At 64.9% G+C, this 15034-nt stretch carries 16 protein-coding genes; 12 read left to right on the top strand and 4 right to left on the bottom strand.

What is annotated here, in order from left to right; translation table 11 throughout:
• Positions 1-22: 22 nt before the first annotated feature.
• Complete coding sequence (locus tag NYR58_RS14225) at positions 23-1099, top strand: BMP family ABC transporter substrate-binding protein (RefSeq protein ID WP_261521602.1); 1077 nt, start codon at positions 23-25, stop codon at positions 1097-1099.
• A gap of 136 nt (positions 1100-1235) precedes the next feature.
• Positions 1236-1883, top strand: coding sequence for a glutathione S-transferase family protein (locus NYR58_RS14220; protein ID WP_261521601.1), 648 nt, complete (start codon positions 1236-1238; stop codon positions 1881-1883).
• Between the two features lie 21 nt (positions 1884-1904).
• Here the strand turns inward: NYR58_RS14220 and NYR58_RS14215 are convergent, their stop codons facing one another.
• Complete coding sequence (locus NYR58_RS14215; protein WP_261521599.1) at positions 1905-2168, bottom strand: hypothetical protein; 264 nt, start codon at positions 2166-2168, stop codon at positions 1905-1907.
• A gap of 74 nt (positions 2169-2242) precedes the next feature.
• A complete protein-coding gene (locus NYR58_RS14210) occupies positions 2243-3256 on the bottom strand; it encodes a GlxA family transcriptional regulator (RefSeq protein ID WP_261521598.1) in 1014 nt (337 codons plus the stop codon).
• A 165-nt stretch (positions 3257-3421) separates the two neighbouring features.
• Between NYR58_RS14210 and NYR58_RS14205 the strand changes: the two genes are divergently transcribed.
• Positions 3422-4501, top strand: coding sequence for a class I SAM-dependent methyltransferase (locus NYR58_RS14205; protein ID WP_261521597.1), 1080 nt, complete (start codon positions 3422-3424; stop codon positions 4499-4501).
• Between the two features lie 223 nt (positions 4502-4724).
• On the opposite strand, the gene NYR58_RS14200 is transcribed toward NYR58_RS14205, so the two are convergent.
• Positions 4725-5393, bottom strand: coding sequence for a TetR/AcrR family transcriptional regulator (locus tag NYR58_RS14200; protein ID WP_261521596.1), 669 nt, complete (start codon positions 5391-5393; stop codon positions 4725-4727).
• Between the two features lie 100 nt (positions 5394-5493).
• On the opposite strand from NYR58_RS14200, the gene NYR58_RS14195 reads away from it, so the two are divergent.
• Together NYR58_RS14195 and NYR58_RS14190 are read left to right on the top strand one after the other, a co-directional pair.
• Positions 5494-6300 (top strand): MBL fold metallo-hydrolase, encoded by an 807-nt coding sequence (locus tag NYR58_RS14195; RefSeq protein WP_261521595.1) that lies wholly within the window; start codon positions 5494-5496, stop codon positions 6298-6300.
• Between the two features lie 204 nt (positions 6301-6504).
• A complete protein-coding gene (locus NYR58_RS14190) occupies positions 6505-6954 on the top strand; it encodes an ester cyclase (RefSeq protein WP_261521592.1) in 450 nt (149 codons plus the stop codon).
• Positions 6955-7217: 263 nt separating this feature from the next.
• Here NYR58_RS14190 and NYR58_RS14185 read toward each other — a convergent pair whose 3' ends face one another.
• Positions 7218-7919: a GntR family transcriptional regulator gene (locus tag NYR58_RS14185; protein WP_261521591.1), complete on the bottom strand. Its 702-nt coding sequence runs from the start codon at positions 7917-7919 to the stop codon at positions 7218-7220.
• A gap of 109 nt (positions 7920-8028) precedes the next feature.
• On the opposite strand from NYR58_RS14185, the gene kynU reads away from it, so the two are divergent.
• From kynU to NYR58_RS14150, 7 genes are all read left to right on the top strand, one after another.
• Positions 8029-9264: a kynureninase gene (gene kynU / locus NYR58_RS14180; RefSeq protein ID WP_261521590.1), complete on the top strand. Its 1236-nt coding sequence runs from the start codon at positions 8029-8031 to the stop codon at positions 9262-9264.
• Entirely contained in the window at positions 9261-10106 is an 846-nt protein-coding gene (gene kynA, locus NYR58_RS14175; RefSeq protein ID WP_261521589.1) for a tryptophan 2,3-dioxygenase, read from the top strand. Before kynU ends, kynA begins: the two co-directional genes overlap by 4 nt.
• Positions 10107-10314: 208 nt before the next feature.
• Positions 10315-11085 (top strand): ABC transporter ATP-binding protein, encoded by a 771-nt coding sequence (locus NYR58_RS14170; protein WP_261521585.1) that lies wholly within the window; start codon positions 10315-10317, stop codon positions 11083-11085.
• A complete protein-coding gene (locus NYR58_RS14165; protein ID WP_261521584.1) occupies positions 11082-11789 on the top strand; it encodes an ABC transporter ATP-binding protein in 708 nt (235 codons plus the stop codon). The genes NYR58_RS14170 and NYR58_RS14165 overlap by 4 nt, the downstream gene beginning before the upstream one ends.
• A 17-nt stretch (positions 11790-11806) precedes the next feature.
• Positions 11807-12679 carry a branched-chain amino acid ABC transporter permease gene (locus NYR58_RS14160; protein ID WP_261521582.1) on the top strand — a complete coding sequence of 291 codons (873 nt, stop codon included), beginning with the start codon at positions 11807-11809 and terminating at the stop codon, positions 12677-12679.
• Positions 12680-12689: 10 nt separating this feature from the next.
• On the top strand, positions 12690-13640 hold the full coding sequence (locus tag NYR58_RS14155; RefSeq protein ID WP_261521581.1) for a branched-chain amino acid ABC transporter permease: 951 nt from the start codon (positions 12690-12692) through the stop codon (positions 13638-13640).
• A 165-nt stretch (positions 13641-13805) separates the two neighbouring features.
• Entirely contained in the window at positions 13806-15005 is a 1200-nt protein-coding gene (locus NYR58_RS14150; RefSeq protein WP_261521579.1) for an ABC transporter substrate-binding protein, read from the top strand.
• Positions 15006-15034: the final 29 nt, after the last annotated feature.

The following is a 15034-nucleotide window of genomic DNA, read 5'->3' as shown; positions in this document are numbered from 1 at the left end:
CAACAACAAAGGGAAGAATGCGATGAGAAAGACTTTCGTGCTACTGACCGCCGCCACACTGGGGCTTGCCGCGGCCGGCACGGCCCTGGCACAGGACGAGCCGACCAAGGCCTGTTTCATCTATGTGGGGCCGATCGGCGATTTCGGCTGGACCTACCAGCACCATCAGGGCCTGCTGGAGGTGGAGGAAGCGCTGGGCGACGCGGTGGAGACCGCCTATCTGGAGAGCGTGCCGGAAGGCGCGGATGCGGAGCGCGCCATCGAGCGCTTTGCCCGCTCGGGCTGCGACATCATCTTCACCACCTCCTTCGGCTATATGGACGCCACCAACAAGGTGGCGGGGCGCTTCCCCGACGTGAAGTTCGAGCACGCGACGGGCTACAAGCGCGAGCATCCGAATGTCTCCACCTATAACTCCAGGTTCTACGAAGGCCGCTACATCCAGGGCGTGATCGCGGCCAAGATGTCGGAGGCAGGGGTGGCCGGCTACATCGCCTCCTTCCCGATTCCCGAGGTGGTGATGGGCATCAACGCCTTCGTGCTCGGGGCCCAGTCCATCAATCCCGACTTCAAGGTGAAGGTGGTGTGGGCCAACACCTGGTTCGATCCCGGCAAGGAGGCGGATGCGGCCAAAGCGCTGATCGACCAGGGCGTGGACATCATCACCCAGCACACCGACTCCACCGCGCCGATGCAGGTGGCGGCGGAACGCGGCGTCAAGGCGTTCGGCCAGGCCTCCGACATGATCGAGTTCGGGCCCGAGACACAGCTTACCGCCATCGTCGACGACTGGGGTCCCTACTATGTCGAGCGGGTGAAGGCGGTGCGCGAGGGCACCTGGGAACAGGTGGACATCTGGGCCGGCCTTGCGGAAGGCCATGTGGTGATGGCGCCCTACACCAACATGCCTGACGATGTGAAGGCGCTGGCGCAGAAGGTGGAGGAGAGCATCCGCTCCGGCGAGTTCCATCCCTTCACCGGCCCCATCAACAAGCAGGACGGCACGCCGTGGCTGGCCGAGGGCGAGGTGGCCGACGATGCCACGCTGCTCGGCATGGACTTCTATGTCGAGGGCGTGGACGACCAGCTTCCCAACTGACGCGTCCGCTTCCCGCGGATTGCAAGGGCGGTTCCCATGGGGCCGCCCTTTTTCGTCTACGCGTCATGCTCCTGACAGATGGTTGTCAGCAGGTGGCTGCTATCCTGGCACAGCCGAACAATGAAGGAGAAAGGCGATGCTGAAATTCTACCACGCCCCCTGGTCGCGGTCCTCCGTCGTCTTTTGGCTCCTCGAGGAGCTCGGCGTGGACTATGAGATGGAGCTTGTGGACATCCGCGGCGAGGGCGGGGCGCCGGAAGCCTATCGCGCGATCCAGCCCAATAAGAAGGTGCCGGCCATCGAGCACGACGGCACGGTGGTGACGGAGCGGGCGGCAATTGCCATCTATCTGGGCGACGCATTCCCGCAGGCCGGGCTTGCGCCGGCCGTGCACGATGCCGACCGTGCCGCCTATCTGACCACGCTCGTCTATCACGATGCCGTGTTCGATCCCGTCATCTGCGCCCGGGCGCACGGGATCAGCTATGCGAGCAACGACTATCCCTTCGGCCTGTTTGAAGACATGGTGGCCCATCTGGAACGCCGGCTCTCCGCGCAGCCCTGGGCGGCGGGCGAACGCTTCACGCTTGCCGACGTGATGCTTGCCGGTGGCATCAACTACACCATGAACATGATCAGCGTCCTGCCAAAGAAGCCGGTGTTCGAGGCATATGTGGCGCGCGCCACGGACCGCCCGGCCTATCGCCACAGCAGCGAGCGCGACGCGGCGATGGCGGCGGAGATTCCCTTCTTCCAGGAGATGCTGGCCGGAGGCAGGAAATGAAGCCGCGGCGAGGGGCGGGCTTCAGTCCCGCTTCTCCACCACGACAGGCTGATAGATGACCGTGGGAGTGTTCCAACGCTCCATCTCCAGCCGGCGGGCGCGCCACTCCGCCCTGCGGTCGAGCTCCACGCGTTGCAGGCATTCGGCGAAGGCATCGGTGCCCGGGCGGAAGCCGTAGTTGCGGCACTCCGCCTCATCTGCCGCACGCTGCTCTTCGGGCGTCATGGTGGTGCATCCCGAAATAAGCGCAAGGGCACCCAGAAAGATGAAAGATCGCCAAATCATTCTTTGTCACACTCCGGCGGATTGTTGGCCACGCCGGCCTCCTGCCACGGCAAGCGGGCGCATTTTGGGCACGGTCAGACTCTTGCGAGGGCTGCGAACTTCTGGCGGTAGCGCGCCGGCGTGACCCCCACCGAGCGCTTGAAGATGCGGCGGAAGAACACCGGATCGGCATATCCCACGGCCAGCGCCACCGCATCGGTGGGCTCGTTGGTCGTCTCCAGCATCTGCTTGGCTTCCTCCAGCCGCAGGGCCTGCACATATTCCACCGGCCCGTAGCCGGTGGCCCGGCGGAAGCGGCGCGCGAAGGTGCGCTCGGGCAAGCCCGCCACCTCGGCCATGCGCGAGACCGGATTGGTGGTGGTGTAGTTGTCGGCGATCCAGCATTGCGCTGCGGCAATGGCGGCGTCCTCATGCTGGCGGGGACGCGCCATGGCGGCAAAGGGAAGCTGGCCGTCGCTCTTGTCGCCGATCATGAAGACCTTGGCCATGCGCCGCGCCTCCGCCTCGCCGCCGAAGCGCGCCACCAGATAAAGGCCGAGCTCGCCCCAGGTGGAGGCCCCGCCGGCGGTGACGATCCGGTGTTCGGGTCCTGACGGGCATAGGATCCGTTCCGGCCTCAGCCGAACGCGAGGATAATGGGTGCGAAAGATGCGGGCCGCCGACCAGTGCGACGTCGCCTCGATGCCGTCGAGAAGCCCTGCCTCTGCCAGAAACACGGCTCCGGTGCAGACCGAGCAGACGACGGCGCTGGCCGCATGCGCCTGGCGCACCCATTCCGCCTCGGCCCGCCAGCGCCCCCTGGGATCGAAATCGAGCGACAGGCCGAGGTCGGTGACGATCACGATGTCAGGCTGCGGCATGGCGTCGATGGAGGTTTCCACCGCGATCTGCGGGCCGGCCGGCGACCGCATGCTCACCCCATCGCGGGAGACGAGCCTGGGCGAGAAGATGCACGAAGCAGCCTCCGGCTCGCCGGTGATGTTGTGCCAGATGCGCCCGACGCAGCCGAAAAGCTCGTGCAGGCCGTAAAGCACAGCAGGATAGGATTCAGGCAGGGTCAGAAGGCCGACCCGAATGATGGGGCGCATGTCGGACATGCGCCGAAAATGGCCGAAACACCGGCAGAAGTCTACCAAAACAGGCCTTCAAATGGCCGTTTTGCCCCCTTTTCGTCCAAAATCGCTCTCGCGGCAGCGTGCCGCCCCGTGTAGGCGCTCACCCATGATCCTCTGAACAGACCGGGAGAACGACCGATGACGGCGGTACAGGAACAGACACTTGACATGGCAAAGGCGGAGGCCTTTGCCGAGCGCGTGGGCGGCATGCTCGACGCGGGTGCGGCGGCGGCGATGATGTCGCTCGGCCACAGGCTTGGCCTTTTCGACACGCTGGCGGGCAGGGCGCCGGCGACCAGCGCCGAGATCGCAGCGGCTGCCCAGCTTTCCGAACGCTATGTGCGGGAGTGGCTGGCCGCGATGGTGATGGCCGGCGTGGTGGACTACGCGCCGCAGACGCGGCGCTATCGCCTGCCGGACGAACACGCCGCCTGCCTGACGCGCGACGCGCCTCTCGGCAATCTGGCCGTCTATGCGCAGCACATCGCACTTCTCGGCAAGGTGGAGGAGCGCACCATCGCATGTTTCGAGACCGGCGAGGGCACGCGCTACGACGACTATCCCTGTTTCCATCAGATCATGGCCGAGGACAGCGGCCAGACGGTGACGGCCGGGCTCTTCGACCACATCCTGCCGCTGGTGCCCGATGTGCTCGACCGCCTTGAGAAGGGAATCGACGTGCTGGATGCCGGCTGCGGGCGCGGCTCGGCGCTGATCGCCATGGCGAAGCGCTTTCCCAAGAGCCGCTTTGCCGGCTACGACCTGTGCGCCGACGCCATCGAACATGCACGCCAGACAGCGCGTGCGGAGGGCCTCGGCAACGTCACCTTCGAGGTCCGCGACCTGACGGGCTACAGCGAGCCCGGCCGCTGGGACTTCGTGACCAGCTTCGATGCGGTGCACGACCAGAAGGACCCGTTCGGTCTCGTAAAGGGGCTTCTCGCCTCGCTGCGCCCCGGCGGCGTCTACCTGATGCAGGACATCGGCGCCTCCGCGGACCTGGAGAAGAACCGCGACTTCCCCTTCGCCACGCTGCTCTATGCCGTCTCCACCGTCCATTGCACGCCGGTTTCCATCGGCCAGGGCGGCGCCGGCCTCGGCACCATGTGGGGCTGGGAGACGGCGGAACGCTTTCTGCGCGAAGCGGGAGCGCGCACCATCGAACGGAACGTTCTGCCCCACGACCCCATGAATGTGTGGTTCGTCGCGCGTGTCTGACGCGCTTCATGCCGGCCTGCGGGCGTGAGCTTCCGCCAGGCACAATACGAAGGCTGAAAGCCGGAACCGGTTTTCGGAAAGCGCGAAGCAGGAACCTGCCAGGTTTCAACAGTGTGCAGTGCCATGCGTGCCCAAGCACGCATGGCGCTGCCTGAAGCCCGATGCCCGATGAGGGCAGGGCGGTGAGATGCGTTGCGCGCCCTTGCGGCCGCGCCTGCCCAATTCATTGCGGCGTGCTGCGGCTCTGCGCCCCCTGGTGCGGTGCCTCCGCCGCGCGCCGCAATGCGTCTTCAGTCCCGCGGCGCACGCCCTCCAGCCAGTCCATCACCAGCGCCAGCTTCTCCGCATCGGAGAGCCCCTGCTCATCGAGCTCCTTCCAGGTGAGGAAGTGGAGCACATGGCGAAGCGTCTCCACCACAGGGGCCAATTCGCCCTGCGCCGGCGCGATCTCGCCGGCAAGCCCGTCCGTCACCCCACGCACGAAACGGGCGAACTCGGCCATCGGCCCCTGCAGGGCCGGCACCTCATCCACATCGCGGAAGGATGCCATCCACATGCGCCGGGTGCGCCGGTAATAGGCGAAGAAATCGGCAATCGCCCGCCGAGCACGCTGCGGCCCGGCCGCCTCCTGCGCCCATTCCCGCGGATCGGGAGGCGGATTGAGCTCAAGCCAGTGCGCGGTACAGGCCTGGAAAACCGCAGTCTCGTCGGGGAAGTGGCGGTAGACCGTGAGCCGCTGCACGCCGGCCTCCTTGGCAATGGCGCTGATGGTCGTCGCGCGCGGCCCCAAAGCCTCGTGCAGGCGTATCGTCGCCTCCACGATGCGCTGGCGCGTCTCCTCCTGCGCCCTGGCCCGGGCGCTCATCCTGTAGGGTCGCTTCGTCTCCGTCATTGGATGAACATGGATGATCACTGAACGGTTGACAAGAGGATTCGTGCGGGCTAATGCAAATTCAATGAACATTATTGTTTATTGAAAATGGAGAACGCGCATGACACCCATCGAAAATCCCACCCAGCAACCGGCGCAAGAGATCGGCGATGCCTGGCTGGCACTGCCCTCCTGGCTTCCCGTGCCCGGGCTTGGGGCGATCCCTGTGAATGCCTTTCTGCTGAAAGGTCCGGAGCCGATGCTCGTCGACACCGGGCTTGGCGCACTCTCGGACGAATTCGTCGCGACGCTGAGCGCGCATGTGGACCTTGAGGACCTGCGCTGGATCTGGCTCAGCCACACGGATGCCGACCACATCGGCAATCTGGACCGCGTGCTGGCCCTCGCGCCGAATGCACGCGTCGTCACCAACTTTCTGGGAGCCGGAAAGATGGGCATGATGGGCGCCGGCAGCCCCGAGAGGATGCGCTTGCTGGAACCCGGCGAGGTGTTCGAGGTGGGCGGCCGCCGCCTGCACCAGATCAGGCCGCCCTATTACGACGCGCCGGAGACGATGGGCTTCTTCGACGCGAAGGATGGGGTCTTCTTCGCGGCCGACAGCTTCGGCGCCGTTCTGCCCGGCGCGGTGGAGGAAATCGGCCAACTGGCCGATGACGCGCTGCGCGACGGGCTGGTGACCTGGTCCTCCATCGACGCACCATGGCTTGCCCAGATGGACCAGCAGGCACTGGGCAGCATCCTGCATGGGCTGGAGGCAATGGCGCCGGCGCATGTGCTTTCCGGCCATCTGCCGCTTGCCGATGGCTTCGGGCCGCTTTTGCGCCATCTGGCCGGCGCCTATGGGCGCGGAGCCACGCGCGATCTGCGCCTGGAAACCGTTGCCCAGATCGAGGCCGCGCTCGGCTGAACGGGCGAGGAACGCGGCCGGCGGCTGCCCGCCCGCCGACCCGCGAACTGCCCGGGCGGACACAGGGTTGCACCGCCGTCCGGGCACTGCGGGCTCACGCGACAGGTCTTTATCCACGGGGCGGGCGCGCGCAGGCCGTTCACCCCGATAGGGGCCCGTCTACCCGAAAAAGGCAGCTTGCCGTACCCAGGAAAGGAACAGGACATGACCAACGACATCGTGGAACGCAACAAGGCCACCGTGGCGAAATTTCTCGCCGGCACCCACTCGGCAAACATCGAAGATGTGGAGGTGATCGACGAGACCGTCGTGCCGCACATCGTCTGCCACGGCTTCCCCGGCTTTCCCAATGGCGAGTTCCGCGACCGCGAGAGCTACAAGGCGTTTTTCCGCATCTTCCGTGAGTCCTTCAGCGACATGCATTTCCAGACGCTGAAGACCATCGCCACCGAGGACTTCGTCTCCGCGCACTGGGAGATCTGGGCCACCCATTCGGGCGAGTTTCGGGGCATCCGGCCCGATGGCGCCCGCATCGTCTTCGATGGCGTGGCGCTCTACCGGATGGAGGAGGGCAAGATCGCCGAAACCTGGCTGACCATCAACGAGCCGCTGCTCATGTCGCAGCTCGGCAGAGACCAGGCTCGCGCCGCGTGACCAACCCGGAGGCAGGCGCGGCCGTGCCTGCCTCCACCCACGAAAGGACACCGCCATGTGCAAGAGCCAGAAGATGCAACCGCCCGCGCCGCGCCAGGCGATCCGCCGGGAATGCGCGGATTGCCTGCGCTGCCCCTTTTGCCCTCTCAAGGCCCCAATACCGTCGAAAGGCACGCAGCCTGAAAAGTGAGGCCACGGCAAGCCTTCCGATCACAAGCGGACGGGGCCGCGCCGGTGCCGCCGCCCCGGCGCAGGCGGGCGGCTCAGGCAGGCCAGAGCGTTTCATAGACGGCGAGCGAGAAGCCGATATGTTCCTCAAGAAGCGCCAGGGCCTTGGCAGCATCGCGTGCGAGGGTGGCCTCCATCAGCGCCGTGTGATGCTCGATGCCCAGCGTTCTCTGCAGGACTGCCTGAAGGGTTGGCCGCTCATCGGCCCGGAGAATGCCGCGCGTGTTGGGCCCGTGCACCATGAAACGGTGATGGCGGTGCAACTGGTCGGCGATCTGGCGCTGGAAACGCGTCAGCCATTCCGACTCTCCGGCCGCAAGAAGCGCGTCGTGGAAGGCATCGTGCCGTTGCTCCCACAGCCTTGTCGCGTCTTCGGCCATTCCCGGCGCCGGCGCCGGTGTCCTTCCGAGCAGATGGTGGGCGGCAACGATCCTGCCTTCCCACTCGCCATCCCCATTTTCGATCGACGCCTTGAGAAGCGCGCTTTCCACCGCAAGACGTGCCGCCTGCAGGTCGCGCAGCGATTTTGCGGAAACCGGCGCAACGCGATAGCCACGGTGTTGTTGAAAGACGACGAGTTTCTCCGCCTCAAGCCGCGGCAACGCCTCGCGCAGCGGCGTCCAGCCAAAGCCGTATCTCTGCCTCAGCCCGGCAATGACGAGCGGCTCGCCCGGCGCCAGAACGGCATCGAGAATATCGCGTCTGAGGATGGCGAAGGCATCTTCGGATTTCGACATGACTGCGGCCTTCCAGTATATATGTAAGGATAGATTATATATAACTCTTGTCCAGCCCTTCTTTCCCTGATAGGTTCCGCGATCTTAGACCCTGGGGAGGATGTCCAAGATGGCGCGATCGACACCGGCACAGGTGGCACGATTGGACCGTGAAGACCCTCTCGCGCACAAGCGCGAGGCGTTCGATATTCCCGAAGGCGTGATCTATCTCGACGGCAACTCGCTCGGCGCTCTTCCACGCGGCGTTGCTTCCCGGCTGGCGGATGTCGTGTCACGGCAATGGGGGCAAAGCCTCATTCGTGGCTGGAACGAACACGACTGGATCGACCTGCCGGCGCGCGTCGGCGACAAGATTGCCCGCCTCATCGGCGCCGAGCGCGGAAGCGTGGTCGCGGCCGACTCCACCTCGATCAACCTCTTCAAGGTTCTGGCCGCTGCGCTCAAGATGCGCCCGGGACGGAAGGTGATCCTCTCCGACAGCGGGAACTTTCCGACCGACCTCTACATGGCACAGGGGCTTGCCGCCCTGCTCGCGTCGGGCCACGAACTCAAGGTGGTGCCGCCGGAAGACGTGGCGGCGGCGATCGACGAGACGGTCGCGGTTACGATGATCACCGAGGTCGACTACAAGACCGGGCGCCGCCACGACATGCGGGCGCTCACGAAGCGTGCGCACGAAGCCGGCGCGCTCGCGATCTGGGATCTTGCGCATTCGGCGGGGGCCTTTCCGGTCGATCTGGCCGGCGCGGAGGCCGATTTCGCGGTCGGCTGCGGCTACAAATATCTGAATGGCGGGCCGGGAGCGCCGGCATTCCTCTATGTGGCGCCGAGGCATCGCGATGCGGTCGAGCCGCCGCTCACCGGCTGGATGGGCCACGCGGCGCCCTTCGCCTTCGATCTCGACTATCGGCCGGCCGAGGGCGTCAACCGCATGCGCGTCGGAACGCCGCCGGTGATCTCGCTGTCGGCGCTGGATGCCGCGCTCGACGTCTTTGCCGATGTCGACATGCGCGCGCTGCGGGAAAAGTCGGTCAGCCTTTGCGAGCTCTTCATCGCCGAGGTCGAGGCGCGCTGTCCCGATCTGGCGCTTGCAAGCCCGCGCGAAGCGGCTTTGCGCGGCTCCCAGGTGTCCTTCCGCTGCGACTTCGGCTATCCGCTGATGCAGGCGCTGATCGCCCGCGGCGTGATTGGCGATTTCCGCGCGCCTGACATCGTGCGCTTCGGCTTCGCGCCGCTCTATCTATCCTACAGGGACGTGTTCCGGGCCGCAGAGGTGCTGGAGGAGATCATCCTCACGCGCGCCTGGGACAGGGAGAAGTTCAAGAAGAAGGCGAAGGTCACATGACGAGGCCAGCCACACCTTACGATCCGGCGCAAGACGGCGCCCAGATGGAATTCGACGGGCGCATGTCCTACGGCGACTATCTGGCGCTCGACAAGGTGCTGTCCGCGCAGAATCCGATCTCGAATGCGCACGACGAGATGCTGTTCATCATCCAGCATCAGACTTCGGAACTCTGGATGAAGCTTGCGATCCACGAACTTCTCGCCGCCAAGGCGAAGATCGCAGAAAGCGACCCGTCTCCGGCGTTCAAGATGCTTACCCGCGTGGCGCGGATCTTCGAGCAGCTCAATTCCGCCTGGCAGGTGCTGCGCACCATGACACCCTCGGAATACGAGGAGTTTCGCGACCAGCTCGGCCAGTCGTCCGGCTTTCAGTCCTATCAGTATCGCGCGATCGAGTATCTGGCCGGCAACAAGAACGCCGCCATGCTGCGCCCGCATGCCCATCTTCCGCAGGTGCACGGCTGGCTGGAAGGGCTCCTGAAGGATACGAGCCTCTACGACGAAGCGCTCCGGCTGCTGGCGCGCGAGGGCTTCGCCATCGACGCGTCCGTGCTCGAGCGGGACCTTTCGCTTCCGCATCAGGAAAATCAGAGCGTGCGCGCGGCATGGATCGAGATCTACCGCGATCCGCGCCGGCACTGGCCCCTTTACGAACTGGCCGAGAAGCTCGTCGACTTCGAGGACTATTTCCGGCGTTGGCGGTTCAACCACGTCACCACCGTGGAGCGCGTGATCGGCTTCAAGCGCGGGACAGGCGGGACATCGGGCGTCGCATATCTGCGGCGAATGCTCGACGTCGTTCTGTTCCCCGAGCTGTGGTCGATCCGGGCCGACCTTTGAGGATGCGGCAAGCCATGGCCCGTTTCATAGACATCACGCCGCCCCTGCGGCCGGGCATGGCCGTCTTTCCGGGCGATGCGGAGTATCGCGCGTTCGAGAGAACGCGTGGGGAGTGAAAAACAGAAGAAGATCGGACGGCCGTCGCGTTGAGCCCCTGGCGTCTTCGCGCTGCCCGACCGGCAAAGAGGGGATGGAGGCAAGCGCCCGCATGCTGGAAGTTGAACAGCTCGTCATGGAATATGGCCGCTTTCGTGCCGTCGACCGATGCACCCTGACGGTGGAGAAGGGGCACATCACTGGCCTGATCGGGCCGAATGGCGCGGGCAAGACCACGCTCTTCAACATGATTGCCGGCGCCATAACCCCCACCTCGGGGCGCATTCGCTATCTGGGCGAGGAGATCACTGGGCTGCCGGCCGACAAGCGCTTTCACAGGGGGCTCGTCAGAACCTTCCAGATCCCGCACGAATTCCACCGTCTGACCGTTCTAGAAAACCTGATGATGGTGCCGGGTCGTCAGGCGGGCGAGAGCCTTCTTGCGAACTGGTTCGCATGGGGCAAGGTCGCGCAGGACGAGCGCGAGATCGAAGCACGCGCGCACGAAACGCTCGATTTCCTCGAACTCGGCCACGTTGCCGATGAAAAGGCAGGCAATCTGTCGGGCGGCCAGAAGAAACTGCTGGAACTGGGCCGCACGATGATGACGGATGCCAAGCTGGTGCTGCTCGACGAGCCAGCAGCCGGCGTCAACCGCACGCTTCTGCGCAAGCTGGAGGAGAAGATTGCGATTCTCAACCGCGAACGTGGCTACACCTTCATCCTCATCGAACACGACATGGAAATGATCGAGAAGCTCTGCCATCCGGTGATCTGCATGGCCGAGGGACGGGTGCTGATCGAGGGTGACTTCAAGACGGTGCGCTCGGATCCGCGCGTGCTGGAAGCCTATCTCGGCGAAACGGTCGGAGATGCCGCATGACGCCGCTTCTCGAAATGCGGGACGTGCGGGGCGGCTATGGCGATGCGGACATCCTGCAGGATGTCTCGCTCAACGTCGCGGCCGGCGAGATCGTTGCCATCGTCGGCCCGAACGGCGCCGGCAAATCCACCGCGATGAAGGCGATCTTCGGCCTGCTGAACATTCGCGGCGGATCGATAACGATCGAAGGCAGGGACATCACTGGGCTCAAGCCGAACCAGATCGTGCAGGCAGGCGTATGCTACGTGCCCCAGGTCGACAACATCTTCCGCGAGATGACGGTGCACGAGAACCTCGAGATGGGTGCTTTCCTGAGATCCGGCGATCTCTCCTCCGCTTTCGAACGGGTCTACGGGCTTTTCCCCGATCTCAGGGAACGCCGCAGAACGCTTGCCGGCAACCTTTCGGGAGGCCAGCGGCAGATGGTTGCCATGGGCCGCGCGCTGATGCTCGACCCGAAGGTGCTGCTGCTCGATGAACCGACAGCGGGGCTTTCACCGCGCTACATGGAGCAGATCTTCCAGATTTGCCGCGACGTGCGTGATGCGGGCGTCGCGCTGCTTCTGGTCGAACAGCATGCCAAGCAGGCGCTTGCCTTCTGCAACCGTGGCTATGTGCTTGCCTCGGGAAGCAATCGCCATGAGGGAACGGGTGCGGAACTTCTGGCTGACCGCGAGGTCGCCGAGATGTTCCTCGGCGGATAGCGGCTGGGAAACGGATCATGGATTTCCTGGAGTTCGTGAACTTCTACATCGTGCCGGGCCTCGTGCTTGGGTCGATCTATGCGCTCGGCGCGGTCGGCATCACGCTCGTCTTCGCCATCCTGCGCTACGCGCATCTGGCGCACGGCGACATGGCAACGCTCGGCGCCTTTGTCGCCTTCGCTGCGGTCACACTCGCCGGAGTGCCCCTCTACGCGGCGTTGCCGATCGCCATGGTCGCAACCGCCCTGGTGGCGGTGGGGATCGACAGGCTCTTTTACGACTACCTGCGGGAGCGGCCGCGCATCGTCACTGTCATGGCCTCGCTCGGCGTGGCGCTGATGGTGCGTTCCGTCGTCCAGGTCATCTGGGGTGTGGACGCGGAGACCTACACGCGCGGCATCGTGCGGCCGGAGAACTGGTGGGGCATACGCCTGAAAGATCGCGAGATCGCGACCGTGCTGACCATGATCGGTCTTGTCCTGTGCCTGCAGCTCTTTCTGATGAAGACGAAGTGGGGCAAGGCGATGCGCGCCATGTCCGACAATCCGAATCTTGCCCTTCTGTCGGGCGTCGACAATGCCAAGGTGGTTTTCGTGACCTGGATGATCGTCGGCGGCCTGTGCGCCGCTGCCGGCTTCTTCCTCGGCCTCAACACCGAGCTGAAATCGATGATGGGCTGGCAGATGCTGTTGCCGATGTTCGCGGCGGCGATCCTCGGAGGGGTTGGGCGTATCGAGGGAGCGGTGATCGGGGGACTGGTCGTCGGCGTGGTGGAGGAGGTGTCGGTGATGTTCCTGCCGAGTGAATACAAGGCGGCGACGGCATTCGCCATTCTGCTCGTGATGCTGATCGTCCGCCCGACCGGGCTTTTGCGCGGCAAGGTGCTTTGAGGAGGCGGCGATGGAATGGCTCGGACTTCTCAACTACGCCGTCTTCATGGCGATCTTCATCTGCATCTATGCCCTGCTGGCAATCGGCCTCAACATCCAATGGGGGTTCACGGGGCTTTTCAACGCCGGTATCGCCGGCTTCTTCGCCGTGGGCGCTTATACCTCGGCGATCCTGACCTCACCACCGGAGGCCGGCCGCGTCGGCGGTTTCGACATGCCGGTTCCCGTCGGCTGGGCCGGTGCCATGGTGCTGGCCGCGCTGGTTGCTTGGCCAATCGGCAAGGTGTGCCTCAGGTTCCGGTCCGACTATCTGGCAATTGCCACCATCGGCATTGCCGAGATCATCCGCCTCGTCATCAAGTCGGAGGACTGGCTGACAGGTTCCGCGCGAGGAATAACAGGCATTCCGCGGCCGTTCGGCGATCTTCCCTACATCCATTCGCAACTCGCCTATCTGGCGCTGGTCGCCGGTGTCCTGCTGGTCGTCTATCTGCTGGTGGAACGCCAGATCCGGTCTCCTTGGGGGCGGATGATGCGCGCCATCCGCGACAACGAGCTGGCCGCGCGCGCCATGGGCAAGGACGTGCCCTCCCGTCGACTGGAGGCCTTTGTCTTCGGTGCGGCGTTGATGGGATTGGGAGGCGCGCTCTTTGCTCACCTCAACCGGGCGATCACGCCGGAGGCGATCGACCCGATGGTGGCCACTTTCCTTGTCTGGATCATGCTGATTCTAGGCGGGTCGGGAAACAATCGCGGGGCCATCCTCGGCGTCGCCGTCGTGTGGGTGATCTGGTCGTTCTCCGAGATCCTGACCGACCGCTTTCCACCCGAAGTCGCGGTCAAGGCGAAGTACATACGCGTCTTCCTGATCGGCCTCATGCTGCAGGTCGTGCTTCGCTTCCGCCCGGAGGGCATCCTGCCCGAGCCGCAGCGCGGTGCTGCCGCCAAAGAGAAGCGATGATCTTGGCAACGGGGGTGAGAAGCGGATGCCCGCGTTGAAGACTTCGCCTCATAAAGCGCTCCGCCGTGCCTTCGTGCGCAGGGGCGGGGAGGCGATTGCCGTCCGGCCTGCGAAGCCGATGAAAGGCGGCCAGAAGCCGCCGCAAACAACGATGGAGGTTTTGCAATGAAGAAAGTGCATCTCGCATTTGCCGCCACCCTTCTCGGCGCTACGGCGATGGCCGCGCCGGCCCATGCCGACGTCAAGATCGGCCTGCTGGCGGGCGTATCCGGCCCAATCGCGCCCATGGCACCGCCGATGATCGACGCCGCGCAGCTTGCGGTTCAGCAGGTCAACGAACAGGGCGGCATCCTGGACGGCCAGAAGCTCGTCACCGTTGTCGGCGACAGTGCCTGCAATCCGCAGAACGCGACGGATGCAGCCACCAAGGCCGTCAACATCGAAGGCGTGATCGCGATTGTCGGGCCGTATTGCTCCGGCGCCGTCCTTGCCGCAGCCAATTCCGTGACCGTGCCCGCCGGCATTACGATGATCACCCCGTCCGGCACCTCGCCGGAGATCAGCAGGCTCGACGACAAGGATCTCGTCTATCGAACGGTGCCTTCCGACGACTTCCAGGGGCGTGCATTGGCCCGCACACTGCTTGAGCGTGGCACCGACAGGGTGGCGGTCGCCTACCTCAACAACGACTACGGCAAGGGTCTGGCCGAGGCGTTCAAGTCGGAGTTCGAAGAGAGAGGCGGCGAGATCACGGCCTTCGCCGCACATGAGGACGGCAAGGCGTCCTATCGCTCCGACCTTGCCGAGCTCGCCGCGGGCGGTGCCGATACGCTCGTCATCTTCGACTACGGTGACGGCGCGGGCCTGACCATGCTGCGCCAGGCGCTCGAGAACGGCTTCTTCGAGAACTTCGTTGGTGGCGACGGCATGAAGTCCGATGCTCCGATCAAGGCGCTCGGCGCGGAAAACCTGACGACCTTCACCGCATCCTCGCCGGTGGGCGAGACGTCGCAGGCCCTGGAGCTGTTCAACGAGGTTTTCAAGGCGGCCGGCGGCGACCCGGATGCCATTTTCGTGACGACGTCCTATGACGCCACCTTCCTCGCCGCGCTCGCCATCGAGAAGGCAGGAGGCGACAAGACGAAGGTGGCCGAGGCGCTGCGCTCGGTCTCCGACGGCCGAGGCGAGGTCATCCTGCCGGGCGAATGGAGAAAGGCCAAGGAGCTGATCGCTGCCGGAACCGACATCGACTACGAAGGCGCGGCGGGCGACCACGACTTCGACGAGCGCGGCGACGTGCCGGGCGCCTATGCGCTCTTCAAGGTCGAGGACGGCGCCTTCGTCGTCGATGCCGAGATGAAGTGAGCCTGATCCTCTCCCGGAAGGACCGATCG

Source organism: Chelativorans intermedius (genome assembly GCF_025398255.1).
In the GTDB taxonomy this organism is placed as follows: Bacteria; Pseudomonadota; Alphaproteobacteria; order Rhizobiales; family Rhizobiaceae; genus Chelativorans; species Chelativorans intermedius.
Note: the sequence above shows the minus strand (reverse complement) of the source record. Positions and strands in the feature narration are given on the sequence as shown.

Excerpts from the sequence above, each read along its gene's own strand:
- NYR58_RS14225 (WP_261521602.1), top strand. The coding sequence starts at position 23 with ATGAGAAAGACTTTCGTGCTACTGACCGCCGCCACACTGGGGCTTGCC.
- NYR58_RS14220 (WP_261521601.1), top strand. The coding sequence starts at position 1,236 with ATGCTGAAATTCTACCACGCCCCCTGGTCGCGGTCCTCCGTCGTCTTT.
- NYR58_RS14215 (WP_261521599.1), bottom strand. The coding sequence starts at position 2,168 with ATGATTTGGCGATCTTTCATCTTTCTGGGTGCCCTTGCGCTTATTTCG.
- NYR58_RS14210 (WP_261521598.1), bottom strand. The coding sequence starts at position 3,256 with ATGCGCCCCATCATTCGGGTCGGCCTTCTGACCCTGCCTGAATCCTAT.
- NYR58_RS14205 (WP_261521597.1), top strand. The coding sequence starts at position 3,422 with ATGACGGCGGTACAGGAACAGACACTTGACATGGCAAAGGCGGAGGCC.
- NYR58_RS14200 (WP_261521596.1), bottom strand. The coding sequence starts at position 5,393 with ATGACGGAGACGAAGCGACCCTACAGGATGAGCGCCCGGGCCAGGGCG.
- NYR58_RS14195 (WP_261521595.1), top strand. The coding sequence starts at position 5,494 with ATGACACCCATCGAAAATCCCACCCAGCAACCGGCGCAAGAGATCGGC.
- NYR58_RS14190 (WP_261521592.1), top strand. The coding sequence starts at position 6,505 with ATGACCAACGACATCGTGGAACGCAACAAGGCCACCGTGGCGAAATTT.
- NYR58_RS14185 (WP_261521591.1), bottom strand. The coding sequence starts at position 7,919 with ATGTCGAAATCCGAAGATGCCTTCGCCATCCTCAGACGCGATATTCTC.
- kynU (WP_261521590.1), top strand. The coding sequence starts at position 8,029 with ATGGCGCGATCGACACCGGCACAGGTGGCACGATTGGACCGTGAAGAC.
- kynA (WP_261521589.1), top strand. The coding sequence starts at position 9,261 with ATGACGAGGCCAGCCACACCTTACGATCCGGCGCAAGACGGCGCCCAG.
- NYR58_RS14170 (WP_261521585.1), top strand. The coding sequence starts at position 10,315 with ATGCTGGAAGTTGAACAGCTCGTCATGGAATATGGCCGCTTTCGTGCC.
- NYR58_RS14165 (WP_261521584.1), top strand. The coding sequence starts at position 11,082 with ATGACGCCGCTTCTCGAAATGCGGGACGTGCGGGGCGGCTATGGCGAT.
- NYR58_RS14160 (WP_261521582.1), top strand. The coding sequence starts at position 11,807 with ATGGATTTCCTGGAGTTCGTGAACTTCTACATCGTGCCGGGCCTCGTG.
- NYR58_RS14155 (WP_261521581.1), top strand. The coding sequence starts at position 12,690 with ATGGAATGGCTCGGACTTCTCAACTACGCCGTCTTCATGGCGATCTTC.
- NYR58_RS14150 (WP_261521579.1), top strand. The coding sequence starts at position 13,806 with ATGAAGAAAGTGCATCTCGCATTTGCCGCCACCCTTCTCGGCGCTACG.